Origin of the sequence: Ilumatobacter fluminis, from assembly GCF_004364865.1 — a bacterium.
In the GTDB taxonomy this organism is placed as follows: Bacteria; Actinomycetota; Acidimicrobiia; order Acidimicrobiales; family Ilumatobacteraceae; genus Ilumatobacter; species Ilumatobacter fluminis.
In genome coordinates this window covers 1350838-1366443 of record NZ_SOAU01000001.1, presented here as the reverse complement: position 1 = coordinate 1366443, position 15606 = coordinate 1350838, and the positions used below count along the sequence as shown (strand labels likewise).

At 67.1% G+C, this 15606-nt stretch carries 16 protein-coding genes; 4 read left to right on the top strand and 12 right to left on the bottom strand.

Annotated elements, in window-relative coordinates; translation table 11 throughout:
• The first annotated feature begins 17 nt into the window (after positions 1-17).
• The gene (locus tag BDK89_RS06130) at positions 18-926 is read left to right on the top strand and encodes a 1,4-dihydroxy-2-naphthoyl-CoA synthase (RefSeq protein WP_133868107.1); all 909 of its coding nucleotides are present in this window, start codon (positions 18-20) and stop codon (positions 924-926) included.
• A gap of 36 nt (positions 927-962) precedes the next feature.
• A complete protein-coding gene (locus BDK89_RS06125; RefSeq protein ID WP_133868106.1) occupies positions 963-1793 on the top strand; it encodes a TrmH family RNA methyltransferase in 831 nt (276 codons plus the stop codon).
• A gap of 1 nt (position 1794) precedes the next feature.
• On the opposite strand, the gene BDK89_RS06120 is transcribed toward BDK89_RS06125, so the two are convergent.
• From BDK89_RS06120 to BDK89_RS06075, 10 genes are all read right to left on the bottom strand, one after another.
• Positions 1795-2619 carry an ABC transporter permease gene (locus BDK89_RS06120; protein WP_133868105.1) on the bottom strand — a complete coding sequence of 275 codons (825 nt, stop codon included), beginning with the start codon at positions 2617-2619 and terminating at the stop codon, positions 1795-1797.
• On the bottom strand, positions 2616-3536 hold the full coding sequence (locus BDK89_RS06115) for an ABC transporter ATP-binding protein (protein ID WP_133868104.1): 921 nt from the start codon (positions 3534-3536) through the stop codon (positions 2616-2618). Before BDK89_RS06115 ends, BDK89_RS06120 begins: the two co-directional genes overlap by 4 nt.
• Positions 3533-3979: a globin domain-containing protein gene (locus tag BDK89_RS22555; RefSeq protein ID WP_279586783.1), complete on the bottom strand. Its 447-nt coding sequence runs from the start codon at positions 3977-3979 to the stop codon at positions 3533-3535. Before BDK89_RS22555 ends, BDK89_RS06115 begins: the two co-directional genes overlap by 4 nt.
• A gap of 76 nt (positions 3980-4055) precedes the next feature.
• The gene (locus tag BDK89_RS06105) at positions 4056-4247 is read right to left on the bottom strand and encodes a hypothetical protein (RefSeq protein ID WP_133868102.1); all 192 of its coding nucleotides are present in this window, start codon (positions 4245-4247) and stop codon (positions 4056-4058) included.
• A gap of 154 nt (positions 4248-4401) precedes the next feature.
• On the bottom strand, positions 4402-5265 hold the full coding sequence (locus tag BDK89_RS06100; RefSeq protein WP_133868101.1) for a crotonase/enoyl-CoA hydratase family protein: 864 nt from the start codon (positions 5263-5265) through the stop codon (positions 4402-4404).
• Positions 5266-5331: 66 nt separating this feature from the next.
• Positions 5332-6012, bottom strand: coding sequence for a hypothetical protein (locus tag BDK89_RS06095; RefSeq protein WP_133868100.1), 681 nt, complete (start codon positions 6010-6012; stop codon positions 5332-5334).
• Between the two features lie 55 nt (positions 6013-6067).
• Entirely contained in the window at positions 6068-6976 is a 909-nt protein-coding gene (locus BDK89_RS06090) for a cell division protein FtsX (RefSeq protein WP_133868099.1), read from the bottom strand.
• The gene (gene ftsE, locus BDK89_RS06085; RefSeq protein WP_133868098.1) at positions 6977-7654 is read right to left on the bottom strand and encodes a cell division ATP-binding protein FtsE; all 678 of its coding nucleotides are present in this window, start codon (positions 7652-7654) and stop codon (positions 6977-6979) included. It abuts the gene before it with no gap.
• Between the two features lie 153 nt (positions 7655-7807).
• Positions 7808-8149, bottom strand: coding sequence for a hypothetical protein (locus tag BDK89_RS06080; protein WP_133868097.1), 342 nt, complete (start codon positions 8147-8149; stop codon positions 7808-7810).
• Entirely contained in the window at positions 8149-9546 is a 1398-nt protein-coding gene (locus tag BDK89_RS06075; protein ID WP_133868096.1) for a carotenoid oxygenase family protein, read from the bottom strand. The genes BDK89_RS06080 and BDK89_RS06075 overlap by 1 nt, the downstream gene beginning before the upstream one ends.
• A 99-nt stretch (positions 9547-9645) precedes the next feature.
• Between BDK89_RS06075 and BDK89_RS06070 the strand changes: the two genes are divergently transcribed.
• Both BDK89_RS06070 and BDK89_RS06065 read left to right on the top strand, forming a co-directional pair.
• Positions 9646-10173: a TetR/AcrR family transcriptional regulator gene (locus BDK89_RS06070; protein WP_166657414.1), complete on the top strand. Its 528-nt coding sequence runs from the start codon at positions 9646-9648 to the stop codon at positions 10171-10173.
• Positions 10174-10280: 107 nt separating this feature from the next.
• On the top strand, positions 10281-11645 hold the full coding sequence (locus BDK89_RS06065; RefSeq protein WP_133868094.1) for an FAD-binding oxidoreductase: 1365 nt from the start codon (positions 10281-10283) through the stop codon (positions 11643-11645).
• Between the two features lie 21 nt (positions 11646-11666).
• On the opposite strand, the gene prfB is transcribed toward BDK89_RS06065, so the two are convergent.
• On the bottom strand, positions 11667-12779 hold the full coding sequence (gene prfB, locus BDK89_RS06060; protein ID WP_133868093.1) for a peptide chain release factor 2: 1113 nt from the start codon (positions 12777-12779) through the stop codon (positions 11667-11669).
• A gap of 6 nt (positions 12780-12785) precedes the next feature.
• Positions 12786-15584, bottom strand: coding sequence for a preprotein translocase subunit SecA (secA, locus tag BDK89_RS06055; protein WP_133868092.1), 2799 nt, complete (start codon positions 15582-15584; stop codon positions 12786-12788).
• Between the last annotated feature and the right edge of the window lie 22 nt (positions 15585-15606).

The window sequence follows — 15606 nt, the reverse complement described above, 5'->3', positions numbered from 1 at the left end:
CGGGGCAACATGGGGGCATGACGGCACAGGTCTCCGAGATTTTCGACCCGACGGCGTGGACCGAGGTCCCCGGGTTCGACTTCACCGACATCACCTACCACCGGGCGAACGACGTCGGTGCGGTGCGCATCGCGTTCGACCGACCCGAGATCCGCAACGCCTTCCGGCCCCACACCGTCGACGAGCTCTACACCGCGCTGGACCACGCCCGCATGTCACCCGACATCGGCTGCGTCCTGTTCACCGGCAACGGACCGTCACCGCGAGACGGCGGATGGGCCTTCTGCTCCGGCGGCGACCAGCGGATCCGGGGCAAGGACGGCTACAAGTATGCGGAGGGCGAGACGTCGGAGACGATCGACCCTGCCCGTGCCGGTCGCCTGCACATCCTCGAGTGCCAACGCCTCATCCGTTTCATGCCCAAGGTCGTCATCTGTGTCGTGCCGGGATGGGCGGCCGGTGGCGGCCACTCGCTGCACGTCGTCTCCGACCTCACGCTCGCCAGCGAGGAGCACGCCCGCTTCAAGCAGACCGACGCCGACGTGGCCAGCTTCGACGGCGGCTTCGGCTCGGCGTACCTCGCCCGCTTCGTCGGCCAGAAGTTCGCACGGGAGATCTTCTTCCTCGGACGCGAGTACACCGCACAACAGATGCACCAGATGGGCGGTGTCAACGAAGTCGTGCCGCACGCCGAACTCGAGAGCGTCGCGCTCGAGTGGGCCCGGGAGATCTGCTCGAAGAGTCCGACGGCGCAGCGCATGCTGAAGTACGCCTTCAACCTGGTCGACGACGGCCTGGTCGGCCAGCAGATCTTCGCCGGCGAGACCACCCGCCTCGCCTACGGCACCGACGAAGCCGCCGAGGGCCGCGACAGCTTCCTCGAGAAGCGCGCCCCCGACTGGTCCGACTTCCCCTACTACTACTGAGCCCACGAATGGGGTCGGATACGTTTCGTCGCTGACATGGACGACACCGGAGCTCCTCCCGACGAAACGTATCCGACCCCGTTCGTCGTCGTCGAGGAGGCGGACGATCCTCGGTTGGCGCCGTTCCGGCTGAACGAGCGGGGGCTGGCGTCGCGGGCCGACAAGCGTGACGACGCCGGGGCCGGCCTCTTCCTGGCCGAGGGCGATCTCGTGGTCGAGCGTGCGTTCGCCGCCGGATGCCGGCCCTTCGCCGTCCTCGCCGACGCTGCTCGGGTTCCGGACATCACCGACGATCTCGCCGCCGCCGGCGCCGAGGTCTATCTCGGTGGCGCCGCCGTCCAGACGATGGTGACGGGGCTCGGCATCCCGCACCCGATCGTCACCCTGTTCCACCGCCCCGCTCGCCCCTCGCCTGCCGAGCTGGCGGCCCGCTGTGAACGGCTCGTGGTCGTCGAGGGCGTCGACAACCCGGTCAACGTCGGCTCGATCGTGCGGAACGCGGCCGGGCTGGGCTGGGACGGCCTCCTGCTCGACCACACCAGCGCCGATCCGCTCGCCCGTCGGGCGCTCCGGGTCGCGATGGGCACGGCGTTCTCGCTCCCCCACGCCCGCACCAGCGACCTGCTCGGCGCCCTCGATCAGCTCGACGGCTTCGAGCTCTACGCACTGACCCCGGCAGCGGGTGCCATCGATCTGCGTGACGTGCGACCGTCGGGCAAGCGGGCCGTGCTGATCGGTTCGGAGCGGGCCGGTCTGAGCGACGCCGTGTTGGAGGCGACGACCCCGGTGCGCATCGAGATGGCGGCCGAGGTCGATTCGCTCAACGCCGCTGCTGCGACCGCGGTGGCCTGCTTCGCGCTCGGCTGAGTCAGTCGGCGCTGCGGCGACGGCGTCGCGTGGTGGTGCCGCCCGGATTCGGTTCCCAGGTGAAGAACTTCATCGCGAGCGCCAGGCCGACCAGGCCCCAGAGCGCCACGAAGCCCATCCGCGCCCAGTCGATGGCGGGTGCCTCGACGAACGGGTTGAACGAGTCCTGGATCGACACGACGAACGGCCGGAGCGGGAACAGGTTGCCGACCGTGGTCATCCAGCCGGGGGCGTCGTCGCCGGTCACGATGAACACGTTCGAGATGAAGGCCAACGGCAGGATCGTGGCGTTCGCGACGGCGGCGGCGGAGCTCGCCGTCGGCACCATGCCGGCGACCGCCATGCCGAGCGCGGCGAACGCCGACACCCCGACGAAGAACATCAGGATCGCGCCGGGCATCTTGGCGGCCTCGACCTGCAGGTCGTAGAACACGACCCCGACACCGATCATGAGCAGCGCACCGAGGAAGGCCAGCACGAGCGCCGAACCGACGAACCCGCCGATGTACACCGACGTCGGCAGTGGGGTGCTCCGCCAGCGCTTGAGGATGCCTTCCTCACGACGGATCGGGACGATGTTCGCCAGGTTCGTGTACGTGGCCGACACCGCTGTGAACGCGGCGAGGCCGCCCGTGAAGAACTGACGGGCAGGCCATTCGCTCCCCTGCACCGTCACGGTGGCGTCGCCGAACAGCGCGCTGAAGAGCAGCAGGATGAACAGCGGCAGCGCCAGGGTGAAGAACAGGGCGACCGGGGTCCGCCAGAAGATCAGCATCTGGTAGCGGATCTGGCGGACCAGGAGCGAGAACGTCGATGGCCAGCTCACTGCTCGCTCCCCTCACGCTCACCGGCGAGGCCGAGGAACACGTCCTCGAGCGACGGACGTCGGACGGAGATGCCCGCCAGCTCGTGCCCACGCGCCGCTGCAGCGCCCATCACCTCGGCCAACACTCGGGTCGGTTCGGCGGTCTCGATCACACACGTCGTGGCGTTGCCCGACGTGTCGAACGTCGAGTCGGCCGGGACGAGCAGGGCATCGGGATCGACACCCTCCGGGACCTCGAACGAGATCGTGGTGGTCGGCGACGCCGACATGAGTTCGGCCGGCGTTCCTTCGGCGACCATCTTGCCGCGGGCCATGACACCGACCCGGTCGGCGAGCTGTTCGGCTTCGTCGAGGTAGTGCGTCGTGAGCACGACGGTCGTCCCGAGCGAGCACAGTCCCTGGATCATCTCCCACGAGCGGCGGCGCGCGGCCGGGTCGAAACCGGTGGTCGGCTCGTCGAGGAAGAGCAGCTCGGGATAGCCGACGATGCCGAGTCCGAGATCGAGGCGACGCTTCTGGCCACCCGACAGCGATCCGACTCGCGCATCGACCTTCTCCTCGAGACCGACCAGCTCGACGATCTCGTCGACGGTGCGACGACGTCGGTAGGCGGCGCCGTAGAGCTCGATCGATTCCCGCACCGTCAACTCGACATCGGTGCCCGACGTCTGCAGCACGATGCCGATCCGGTCCCGGAGTTCGCGACCGCCCTGCTCGGGGTCGATCCCGAGCACCGTCACGTCGCCGCTGGTGCGCTCGCGGTGGCCCTCCATGATCTCGATCGTCGTGGACTTGCCGGCGCCGTTGTGACCGAGCAGGCCGTACACCTCACCGTCGGCCACCTCGAACGACAGGTCGTCGACGGCGACGTTGTCGCCGTAGGTCTTGCGCAGACCGGAGATCGTGATCGCGCTCATGCGCCTCCTCGGGGGTAGTTGCCGGGCGTGATCGGCAGGCCAGTGTCGTTGCGCATGTGTTCGGCGACGGGCACGAAGTAGCCCATGAGCTCGGCTGCGATGGCGTCGCCGTCGTCGATGCCGTTGCACGTCTCCTCGACGGCGGCGGCCATGTGCACCAGCCACCGGTCGCGTTCGAGCGGCCCGACGTGGAACGGGAAGTGTCGCATCCGCAGCCGCGGGTGCCCGCGCTCCTCGAGATAGGTCATCGGCCCGCCCCAGTACTGCTGCAGGAACAACGACAGCCGCCGTTCGGCGGGGCCGAAGTCGGGGGCTTCGGGGTAGAGCGGGGCCAGTACCTCGTCGTCGGCGACCCCTCGGTAGAAGGCCGCGACGAGCCGGTCGAAGAACTCGGCTCCTCCGGCCCGGGAAAACAAGCTGGGCGCCGTGTCCTCGTCGGTCACGGCGCCCAGCTTAGGGGGAAGGTCTGATTGTCGACCCGGTGTGTCGGGTCGGTCCGGCGTCAGCCGGGTCGGCCGATCAGGCCGGGATGAACTTGCGGTACTCGATCAGCTCGTCGCGCTTGACGACGAACGGGGTCGAGCCGTCGCAGGCGTCGAGAATGACGAATTCGTCAGTGGCGAGCAGCACCAAGGCGCTGGCGACGTCGTCGCCGAGCTTGACCTCGATCACGTCGCCGGTTTCGATCAGTTCGTTCAACAGGGTGGTCATCTTCTTCGTTCTCCGTGTGTGTGGCGACGGAAGTACCTCGTGCGTCGCCGTGTGAAACATTCATCGGAGTCAACCATCAAGTTCTTGAATCATTCCTGAGTGCCGATGTGCCGTTGGACACACGCTGCGTGGCGCCTGAGGAAGTCGTGACGAACTACTCGAACGCGGGGTCTTCCCAGCCCGGGAAGACGTCGGGCAAGCCGTCGCTGACCCGGTCGGGGTACACCGCAGCCCGCTTGTCGAGGAAGCTCTCGACGCCCTCCTTGGCATCGGCGCTGCGGCCCCGTTCGAGGATCGCACGACTGTCGGCACGGTGGGCGTGCATCGGGTGCGGTGCGCCGAGCATCCGCCACATCATCTGCCGGGTGAGCGACACCGACACGGGTGCCGAGTGCTGGGCGATGTCGGCGGCGATCTCGCGTGCGGCGGGCAGCAGCTCGTCGGGAGCATGGAGGCTGCGGACGAGCCCGCCCTGGAGCGCCTCGTCGGCCTCGAACACGCGCCCCGAGTACGACCACTCGAGTGCCTGACTGATCCCGACCAGACGCGGCAGGAACCAGCTGGAGGCCGCTTCGGGCACGATGCCACGTCGGGCGAACACGAATCCGAAGCGGGCGGCGTTGCTGGCGATCCGGATGTCCATCGGCAGCGTCATCGTGACGCCGACGCCGACCGCGGCACCGTTGATGGCGCCGATGACCGGCTTCTTCGAGTCGAACATGCGCAGGGTCGTCATGCCACCGCCGTCGCGCGGCACACCGGCGTCGGTCTGCACGTCGGAGCCGCCCTGGGAGAACGTGTCGCCGCGTGCCGACAGGTCGGCGCCGGCGCAGAAGGCACGACCGGCACCGGTGACGATCACGGCACGGACGTCGTCATCGGCGTCGGTGCGGTCGAACGCATCGATGATCTCGTTCATCATCGTCCCCGTGAACGCGTTCAGCTTGTCGGGACGGTTCAGGGTGATCGTCGCGATGTGATCCTCGACGTCGAAAAGAATCTGCTCGTACTCAGCCACGAAAGCGACCGTAGCCAGCAACCGGTTCGCCAGACGGATCGGGTTGAGATTGAGCGGACGGCCCTACTACTCGCCGTCGGGCACCGATCCATCCACCGGGACGAACCCCGTGCGATTGATCTCGACCACGACCTCCCCGATCGTGGTCGACGCGTCAGCGGAACCCGCCCTCTCCATCAGACCGGCGAGCACCTGCCGAGACCACGGGCTGTCGAAACCCTCGACCGGTCGGCCCGCCGCCAGGTCGTAGCCAAACATGGCCGAGAATCCCTCGCCCCATCCGCCGAGAACGATGACGTAGCGGCGGCCCACGTCGTAGGAACCGTTCGTGTACAGGAGCCTCATCGAGCTGCCGGATGCGATTTCGGTGCGAAGCGCCTGCATCTCGTCGACGAACTGTGCTCCGCGCTCGCCGTCGCGGATGAGCACGGTGTCGTCGACGACCAACACCGGCAAGTCGTCGAGAGCGGCGTCGTTCGGGATGCCGTCGAGGTACTCCTCGATGTCGAGTCCGTCCGTGGCGACGACGGTCGCCTCGATCGTCGCGATGCCGTTGGCCAGTCCGCTGAGGTCGCTCGAGACGTCCCCGTCGACGACGAGCGCGCCCTGCGAGCCGCTCGAGGAGCACGCAGCAACAGCGAGCAGCGCCACGAGGACTGCCCACAGCCCGTCGAGGTAGCGGCGCATGCCGGACGGATCGGGAAGATTCTGCGTCGGTCGGATCGGCACCGACGACCATCGATTCATGCCACCTCCCGGACCTCGGGTCCGAGAGCAGCGGCCCGGCCCTGCTGAGACGGTACTAGACGTCCAAGAACCTGCTGGCGGCGATACCGGAGCCGATCATGCCGACCAGGGCGCCGAAGGCGAGGATGATCAGCGCGACCCACCATTGGTAGCCGTCGACCACGACGAGCGCGGTCATGCCGGAGGAGTCCGGGAAGTCTTTCACGCCCTCGGTCCATCTCCAGTTGATGAACAGCATCGCCCCGATGGCGGCGAACGCTCCGAGGACGCCTTGGATCAGTCCTTCGAGCATGAACGGTATTCGGATGAACCAGTCGGTCGCGCCGACGAGCTTCATCACCTCGATCTCGCGACGTCTGGCGAACATCGCCGTGCGGATCGTGTTCCAGATCAGCAGGCCGGAGGCCGCCATCAGCGCGATCCACAGACCGGTGGTGTAGGTACTCACGAAGCCCTGCAGCTTCGAGATCAGATCGAGCTGGTCTTCGGCGAGGGTGACGGAGTGCACCGACGGCAGCGTCTGGTACGCCTCTTTCAACCCACGCAGGAACGTCACGTCGGTCGACTCGGACGGAACGACCTTGAACAGGGTCGGGATGTTGGTCTCGTCGAGCAGCTCGCGAGTGGTCGGGTCGCCGGCGAGCACGACGTCGGCGTCGGCGAGCGAACAGTCGACGTCGCAGTACTCGAACGACTGCACTGTGCCCGAGTTCACCTGTTCCTGCAGCGCGTCGCTGATGAACTGGAGCCCGTCCGGCTGGGTGCCTGCGTTGACGAAAACGATCATCTCGACGCCGCCTTCCCACCGCTGCAGCAGGTTGTCGAACCCGCGCTGGATGAGGAGGGTGAGGCCGAAGATCAGCAGCGACACCGCTGCCGTGATGATGGCGGCGACGGTGAGGGTGACGTTGCGGCGGAAGCTCGCGTACGTCTCACGGAACGTGTAGCCCAAACGGGAGAACATCTACTGGTACACCCCTCGTGCCTGGTCGCGGACGACGACGCCACGGTCGAGCTGGATGACTCGCTTGCGCATCGTGTTGACGATGCGCTGGTCGTGGGTGGCCATCACGATGGTGGTGCCCGTCTTGTTGATCCGGTCGAGGAGGCGCATGATGCCCTCACCCGTGCCGGGGTCGAGGTTGCCGGTCGGCTCGTCGGCGATGAGGATCAGCGGGCGGTTGACGAACGCCCGGGCGATCGACACGCGCTGCTGCTCACCACCGGAGAGCTGGTGCGGGAAGCGGTCTTCCTTGCCGGCCAAGCCGACGAGGTCGAGCACGGCCGGCACCTGCTGGCGGATGACGTGCTTCGGGCGACCGATCACTTCCTGGGCGAATGCGACGTTTTCGAAGACCGTCTTGTTCGACAGGAGCTTGTAGTCCTGGAAGATGTTGCCGATGTTGCGTCGCAGGTGCGGCACACGCGACGGCGGCATGTCGATGATGTTGCGCCCGGCGACCCAGACCGCGCCACGCTCGGGGCGCTCCTGACGGTTGAGCAGGCGGAGCATCGTGCTCTTGCCCGAGCCGGACGGTCCGACGAGGAAGACGAACTCGCCCTTGGCGACGTCGAAGCTGACATCGCGCAGCGCGACGACCTCGGTCGAGTAGCTCTTGGTGACGTTCTCGAGACGAATCATGAGGGGAACCTGCCCACAGCGGGCTCGTGGGCCGTCACGAGCGTATCGTCACCGAACCGTCATATGGCGGCAGCCGCGATGACTCCCACCACAGCGTGCCCTCAGAAGCCGACGTCGTGCGTCCTTCTCGGATCGGATCAGCGGGCCGATCGTTCACCCGACGGTGGTCGGCCCCGGGATCCGTTCGAAGGTCGGTGTGCCGAGTCGATCGCCGTACTTGGCCATGATGCGACGGTGCAGCTCGGTGCCGACCCAGGCCACGAACGCGTCCTCGTCGGCCCATGTGCTGTCGGTCGTGAACACGTTGCCGAGCAGGTCGGCACCGAGTTCGTACCGGTACAGCTCGCCGCGCTCGACAGCTGCGTCGAGCGACCGCTTTAACCGCAGGGTGTCGATCAGGAACGGCAGCGTCGAGCGACGTGACTCGAGTGGCAGACGACTCCGGAACGTGAACCCAGCTCGGTCGTCGGCGTCGGTGTGACGCAGCGTCGGCATCAGCCCGGCTCCGGAACGCTGCGGTCGCTCACCCAGTTGCCGTGGAATCCGAACGGGACCCGCTGCGGCAGCGGGACGCGTGCGACGTAGCCGCGGTCGAAGTCGGCGGCGTCGAGCACCACGAACTCGGCCGAGTTCCGCCCGAGGTCGTGCACGTACGTGACGAGCCAGCCGTCGTCCTCCTCGGTGCCATCGGGGCGGGCGACGAACGCCGGCTCACCGGCGGCACGGCCGGGGCCGTGATCGAACACCCGGCGGGCGCCGGTCTGCAGATCGTGCTTGATCGTCGGCCATCCGGCTGCCCCGTCGAGCGACGGCGACGCGCAGTAGCCGTAGCGGTACGGCTTGGCGGTGAGCGAGCCGCGATGGCGAGGGAACTCGTTCGACGTCTCATCGATCACCGTGACCGACACGCTTCGGGCGACCGGGTCGATCTCCCAGCGTTCGAGCTTCGCCATCGCCCGGTCGCCGAACGGGCCGAGGATGTCGGCGTCGAACATCTTCGGGTAGTTGCAGATGTCGATCACGACCTTGCCGTCGGGGGTGTCGTATGAGTTGAGCGGGTGGAACGCGTACCCGATGGGGATGTCGATCCAGATGATGTCGTCGGCCTGCCCGTCACGCGGCAGGAGCCCGATGCGGTTGCCGTAGTCGGGCGTCCATCGGAACGGGAAGCGGCCGGCGAACGCCAGGTCGATGTCGACCGTGACCGGCTGGTCGTACACCACGGCGTAGCGGCCGGTGAGCGACATGTCGTGAAGCATCGTCATGCCGAGCGGGATGTCGACCGTCCGGTTCACCCGGCCATCGCGTCCGACGACCACGTACTGGATGTGGTCGAGCCACTGGCCCCAGGCGTAGACCATCGCGTGCATCTCACCGGTGTCGGGGTCGACCTTGGGGTGGGCGGTGAACGCACCGGGCAGGGTGCCGAAAAAGTCGTTGCGGCCGACCGTGTCGAGTTCGTACGTCAACTCGACCGGGCAACCGCCGGCTTCGACCATCGCCCACGTGGTGCCGGCGAAGCCGCCCACGTTGGTGTTCGGGCCGTGCGGGCTGTCGTTCCAGTTCGGACCGGGGATGTCGGGCTGCCCTCGCAGCGTCTGCACACCCGCCGAGCCGACGTAGCGGTTGCGGTACCACTCGGCCTTGCCCTCGCGCAGGCGCATGCCGTGGATCATGCCGTCGCCCATGAACCAGTGATGCGTGGCCGGATCGACATCGCCCATCGGGTTGGGGCCGTTGCGGAGGTAGCGGCCGTTCAGCTCGACCGGCAGCTCACCGATCACGGGCAGATCGAACGCAGTCACCTCCTCGGTGACCGGTGCATAGTTGCCGGAGAGGTACAGGCTCGTGTCGGTGCCTGCGTGGGTGGACGTGTCGTCGGTCGTGCTCATGGTTCGTACTCCGTCTGGGTGGGTGACGTAACTTTGTTACGTGGTCACGACGGATATGGTGCGCAGATGAGCTTGACGGTGTCAAGATCGAATCCATCCATGCGCGACGAGCTGGTGCGTGCCGCGCTGACGGTGCTGCGTCGAGAGGGCGCCGCTGCCCTGACGGTGCGGAACATCACGGCCGAGGCGGGGTGCTCGACGACCGGGATCTACACCTACTTCGGTGGCAAGTCGGGGCTGGTCGAGGCCATCTTCGTCGAGGGGTTCGAGGGGTTCGACGCGGCGGTCGGCCCGTCGTTGATCGCCGGTGATCTCACGGCCGCGGGCCGGGCCTACCGCCGCTGGGCACTCGACCATCCCACCCAGTACATGGTCATGTTCGGCAGGGCGGTGCCCGACTTCGAACCCTCCCCCGCCGCGCTCGAACGGGCCGCAGCCTCGTTCGCCGGACTCACCGAGGGTGTCGCCCGCGCGTTGCAGCGCGACGACGCGGAAGACCACGCCTACCACCTATTCGCCACCGTCCACGGCTACGTCATGCTCGAGATGTCGGGCATGGGCCCCCACGACACCCCCGAGGCCGAAGCCAGGTACGAGCGCGCCCTCGCCACCCTCGCCGTCGGTTGAGGTCGGTTGATGTCGGTTGATGTCAGACATGAACCGACCGACCAGGAACGCAACATCACCTCACCTGGTCGGTTCATGTCTGACATCAACCGACTACGTTCGCCTTCGTGACGGCGATCGAGGCGTTGGTGGCGGAGTTGGGCGACGGCATCGTCGAGCTGCACGACATCAGCGAGCGATACCGGACGGACTGGTCGGGCTCCTCCCCCACCGCTCCGGTCGCGCTCGTCCGGCCGCGCACCACCGAACAGGTCTCGGCGGCGCTGGCGATCTGTGATCGCCACGGTCAGACCGTCGTGACACAAGGAGGCCTCACCGGCCTCGCGGGCGGTGCCGTGCCCCGACCCGGCGACGTTGCGCTCAGCCTGGAACGGATGACCGGCGTCGACGAGATCGACCCCGCAGCTGCGACCATGACCGTGTGGGCGGGCACGACGCTCGAAGCGGCGCAACTGGCCGCACTCGACGCCGGATTCGAACTGACCTACGACCTCGGTGCCCGCGGCACCGCAACGGTCGGCGGCAACGTGGCGACGAACGCCGGCGGCAACCGGGTGATCCGGTACGGCATGACCCGCGAGCACGTCCTCGGTCTCGAGGGCGTGTTGGCCGACGGCACCGTGGTGTCGTCACTCAACAAGCTGCTGAAGAACAACGCCGGATACGACCTGAAGCAACTGTTCATCGGGACCGAAGGCACGCTCGGCGTCGTCACCCGCATCGTCTTCCGGCTCCGCCCCGCACCCGCCTCGCGCACGACGGCCCTCCTCGCCTGCCCCGACTACGACGCCGTGTTGAGCAACCTCGCATCGTTCCGCCGTGTGCCGCACCTGTCGGCGTTCGAAGTGATGTGGCCGACGTACTACGACGTGATCGCCGAACGGCGCGGTGGCGTCACACCCCCGATCGACATCGGGGCCGGCCGTGCCGCCGTCGTCGAACTGTCCGGCGACGACCCCGACGGCGATCTCGGACTCATGGAGTCGATGATCGGCCAGGCCATCGAGCAGGGAACCGTCACCGACGCGTTCCTGGCCCGGTCGGCCGCCGACACGGAGGCGATCTGGGCGATGCGAGAAGCGGGGCCGACGGACGGGATCGTCGGTCTGCTGCACTTCGACGTCGGCTTGCCCACCGGTGACATCGACCGATTCGTCACCACGGTCGAGCAACGGCTCGCGGCACGGTGGCCGGACGTGGTGGTGTACCCGTTCGGCCACATCGCCGACGGCAACGTGCACTGCAACCCGACGGTCGGCAGCGACGATCCGGAAACCGTCGAACAGGTCGACCACGTCGTGTACGACACGGTCGCCGAGTTCGGCGGGTCGGTGTCGGCCGAGCACGGCATCGGCACCGTCAAGAAGCCCTATCTCGACCGGTCACGCTCGGCGACCGAGATCGCCCTGATGCGACGCCTCAAAGACGCCCTCGATCCGAACGGCATCCTCAATCCCGGCAAGGTCGTCTGACGACGTCCGCCGGGCGACGGATCAGTTCGCCTCGGCCTGTTCCTGGGCTCGACGCCACGAGAGGTAGCCCTCCATGAAGACGTCGATGTCACCGTCGAGCACCGAGTCGACGTTGCCGGTCTCGACCTCGGTACGCAGGTCTTTCACCATCTGGTACGGCTGCATGACGTAGGAACGGATCTGGCTCCCCCAGCCGACCTGCGCCTGCTTGCCACCGATCGCGTCGCGTTCGGCCTGGTGCTCTTCTTCGAGCTTGGCGGCCAGCAGACCCTTGAGGCGATTCATCGCTCGCTCACGGTTCTGGAGCTGGCTGCGCTCCTCCTGCGACGAGGCGACGAGACCGGTCGGTTCGTGGATCAGGCGGACGGCCGACGAGGTCTTGTTGATGTGCTGACCACCGGCACCCGACGCCCGGAACACTTCCATCCGGATGTCGGCGTCGTTGATCTCGAGGTCGGGCGCTTCCATCTCGGGCCACACCTGCACCGCAGCGAAGCTGGTCTGGCGACGACCCTGGTTGTCGAACGGGCTGATGCGCACGAGTCGGTGTGTGCCACGCTCCGAGGTCATCAAGCCGTACGCGTAGCGACCGGTGATCGTGAACTCGGCCGAGTTGATACCGGCTTCGGCCCCCTCGGACTCGTAGTTGAGCGTGATGTCGAACCCGCGCCGCTCGGCCCAGCGGGCGTACATGCGCACGAGCATCTCGGCGAAGTCCTGGGCATCGACGCCACCGTCCTTCGCGTTGATCTGCACGATGCACGGGCTGTCGTCGTGCTCGCCGGTGAACAGGCTGCGCAGCTCGAGCTCGTCGAGCTTGCCGCTGATCGCCGAGATCTCGGCCTCGATGTCGCCTTCCTGCGATTCGTCGCCCTCTTCGCGCGCCAGCTCGTGGAGCACCTCGGCGTCGTCGAGGCGGCCGGTGAGCCCGTCATAGAGCTCGATGTCGTCCTTGACGTTGGCGTACTCGGCGTTGACTCGCTTCGCGAGGTCGGCGTCGTCCCACAGGTCGGGGCGCTGCATCTCGGCCTCGAGCTCGACGAGACGGTTTCGTCCCTCGGCGATGTTCAGGTAGCCGGATGCCTCGTCGAGGCGCCGGCGCTGTTCGCGCAGATCGTCGGTGAAGTCACGCATGGCGGCTCAGCTGGCCGCGCCGTGGCACTGCTTGAACTTCTTGCCCGAACCGCACGGGCAGGGAGCGTTGCGGGGCGTCTTGTCGAACGCGTCCTTCGTCACCGTCTGCTGCTTGGTGGGCGCTGCCGCCTGCGCCGGAGCCGGCGCACCGGCGTCCTCGGCAGCGGAGGCAGCAGCGGCGGTGGAGAAGCCGCTCTGGGCCGGAGCGTCGTCGCTCGACGAGGTCTGCATGTTGAGGACCTTCGGCGTGAGCGTCGGCTGGGCGGGCTGCTCGGTGCGCACCTGGACGTGCATCACGTAGCGGACGAAGTCCTGGGCGATCGCCTTCATCATGGCGCCGAACATCTCGAAGCCTTCGCGCTGCCACTCGGTGAGCGGATCCTTCTGGCCCATCGCTCGGAGGTTGATGCCCTCCTTGAGGTAGTCCATCTCCTCGAGGTGCTCACGCCAGCGCTGGTCGATGATGCGCAGCATGACCTGACGCTCGACCTCGCGCATCGCGTCCTCGCCGATCTCGGCCTCGCGCTCCTCGTAGTGGTTCTGCGCCTCGGCCATGACCACCTGGCGGAGCTCGTCGGTGGAGCGGACGTCGGCCAGCGCCTCGGGAGTGAGTGCCGTCGGCCAGAACAGCGCGAGTTCCTTGCTGAGTCCCTCGAGGTCCCACTCGTCGGTGGCGACCGACTGGCAGTGGGTGGCGATGAGCGCCTTGACGGCCTCGTCGAGGTACTCCATGCCGGCCGCACGGAGGTCTTCACCTTCGAGGATCTGGTCGCGGCGCTTGTAGATCACCTTGCGCTGCTCGTTCATGACCTCGTCGTACTTGAGGACGTTCTTGCGGATCTCCGCGTTCTTCGTCTCGACGGTGGTCTGTGCACGCTCGATGGCCTTGGTGACCATCTTGGCCTCGATCGCCTCGTCTTCTTCGAAGCGACCCATCGCCCACTGCAGGGCACCGGTCGCGAACAAACGCATCAGCTCGTCGTCGAGGCTCAGGTAGAAGCGGCTCTCGCCCGGGTCGCCCTGGCGGCCGGAGCGGCCACGGAGCTGGTTGTCGATACGGCGCGAGTCGTGGCGCTCGGAACCGACGACGTACAGACCGCCGGCTTCGCGCACCTTGGCGCCCTCGGCGGCGCACTCTTCCTTGAAGCGAGCGAGATGATCCTCGTAGCGGGCGAGCGCCTTGGTGCGCTCCTCCTGGAACTCCTCGGGCATCTCGTCGATCGGGCGGGGCAGCGCGAAGTCGTCGACCAGCAGCTCCTCGCCGAAGCCCTCCTTGAGGGTTTCGCGGTGGGCCAGGAGGTCGGCGTTACCGCCGAGCTGGATGTCGACGCCTCGGCCGGCCATGTTGGTGGCGACGGTGACGGCACCCAGACGGCCCGCCTGGGAGACGACCTCGGCCTCACGAGTGTGCTGCTTGGCATTGAGCACGTTGTGCGGGATGCCGGCCTGGTTCAGCATGCGCGAGAGCAGCTCGGACTTCTCGACGCTGATCGTGCCGATGAGCACCGGCTGGCCGCGGTGATGCCGCTCCTCGATGTCTTCGATGACGGCGTTGAACTTGCCGATCTCACCCTTGTAGATGAGGTCGGCCTGGTCGACGCGAGCGATCTCACGGTTGGTCGGGATCGGCACGACGCCGAGCCCGTAGGTGTTCATCAGCTCGGCCGACTCGGTGGAGGCCGTGCCGGTCATGCCGGCGAGCTTGTCGTACATGCGGAAGTAGTTCTGGAGCGTGATCGTCGCGAGGGTCTGGTTCTCCTCCTTGATCTTCACGCCCTCCTTGGCCTCGACCGCCTGGTGGATGCCTTCGGACCAGCGTCGTCCGTCGAGGATGCGACCGGTGAACTCGTCGACGATCTTCACTTCGCCACCTTGGACGATGTAGTCCTTATCGCGCTTGTACAGCTCCTTGGCCTTGAGCGCCACCTGGAACTGGTGGACGAGGTTGGCCGAGACGTCGTCGTACAGGTTGTCGACGCCGAGCGCCGACTCGACCTTCTCGATGCCGTCCTCGAGCGGGACGACGACGCGCTTTTCTTCGTCGACCTCGTAGTCGATGTCGCGCTGCAGGGAGCGGACGATCGTCGAGAAGCGGTAGTAGAGCTTCGCGGCGTCACCGACGCGACCGGAGATGATGAGCGGGGTGCGGGCCTCGTCGATGAGGATCGAGTCGACCTCGTCGACGATGCAGAAGTTGTGACCGCGCTGCACCTTGTTGTCGAGCTTCGGCGCCATGTTGTCGCGCAGGTAGTCGAAGCCCATCTCGTTGTTGGTGCCGTAGGTGATGTCGGCGTTGTAGTTGCGCCGCTTCTCCTCCGGACGGGTCTGGAACCCGGGGATGATCAGGCCGACGTTGAGACCCAACCACTTGTGGACGCGACCCATCCACTCGGCGTCGCGTCGCGCGAGGTAGTCGTTCACGGTCACGAGGTGGACGCCGTCGCCCGACAAACCGTTGAGGTAGGCGGGCAGGGTCGAGGTGAGGGTCTTGCCCTCGCCCGTCTTCTGCTCGGCGACCCAGCCGAAGTGCAGCGCAGCGCCGCCCATCAGCTGGACGTCGTAGTGGCGCTGACCGAGTGTGCGGTCGGCGGCCTCGCGCATCGTGGCGAACGCCTCGATGAGGATGTCGTCGAGCGTCGCGCCGTTGGCGAGCTGCTGACGGAACTCGACCGTCTTGCCGCGCAGTTCGTCGTCGGTCAGGCGCTTGTACTCATCGCCGAGGGCATTGATGTCGGGGACGATGCCTTGCAGCGCCTTGAGCTTCTTTCCTTCGCCCGCACGAAGGATTCGATCCAGAATTCCCATGAGGCGGACCATGCTACCGGCG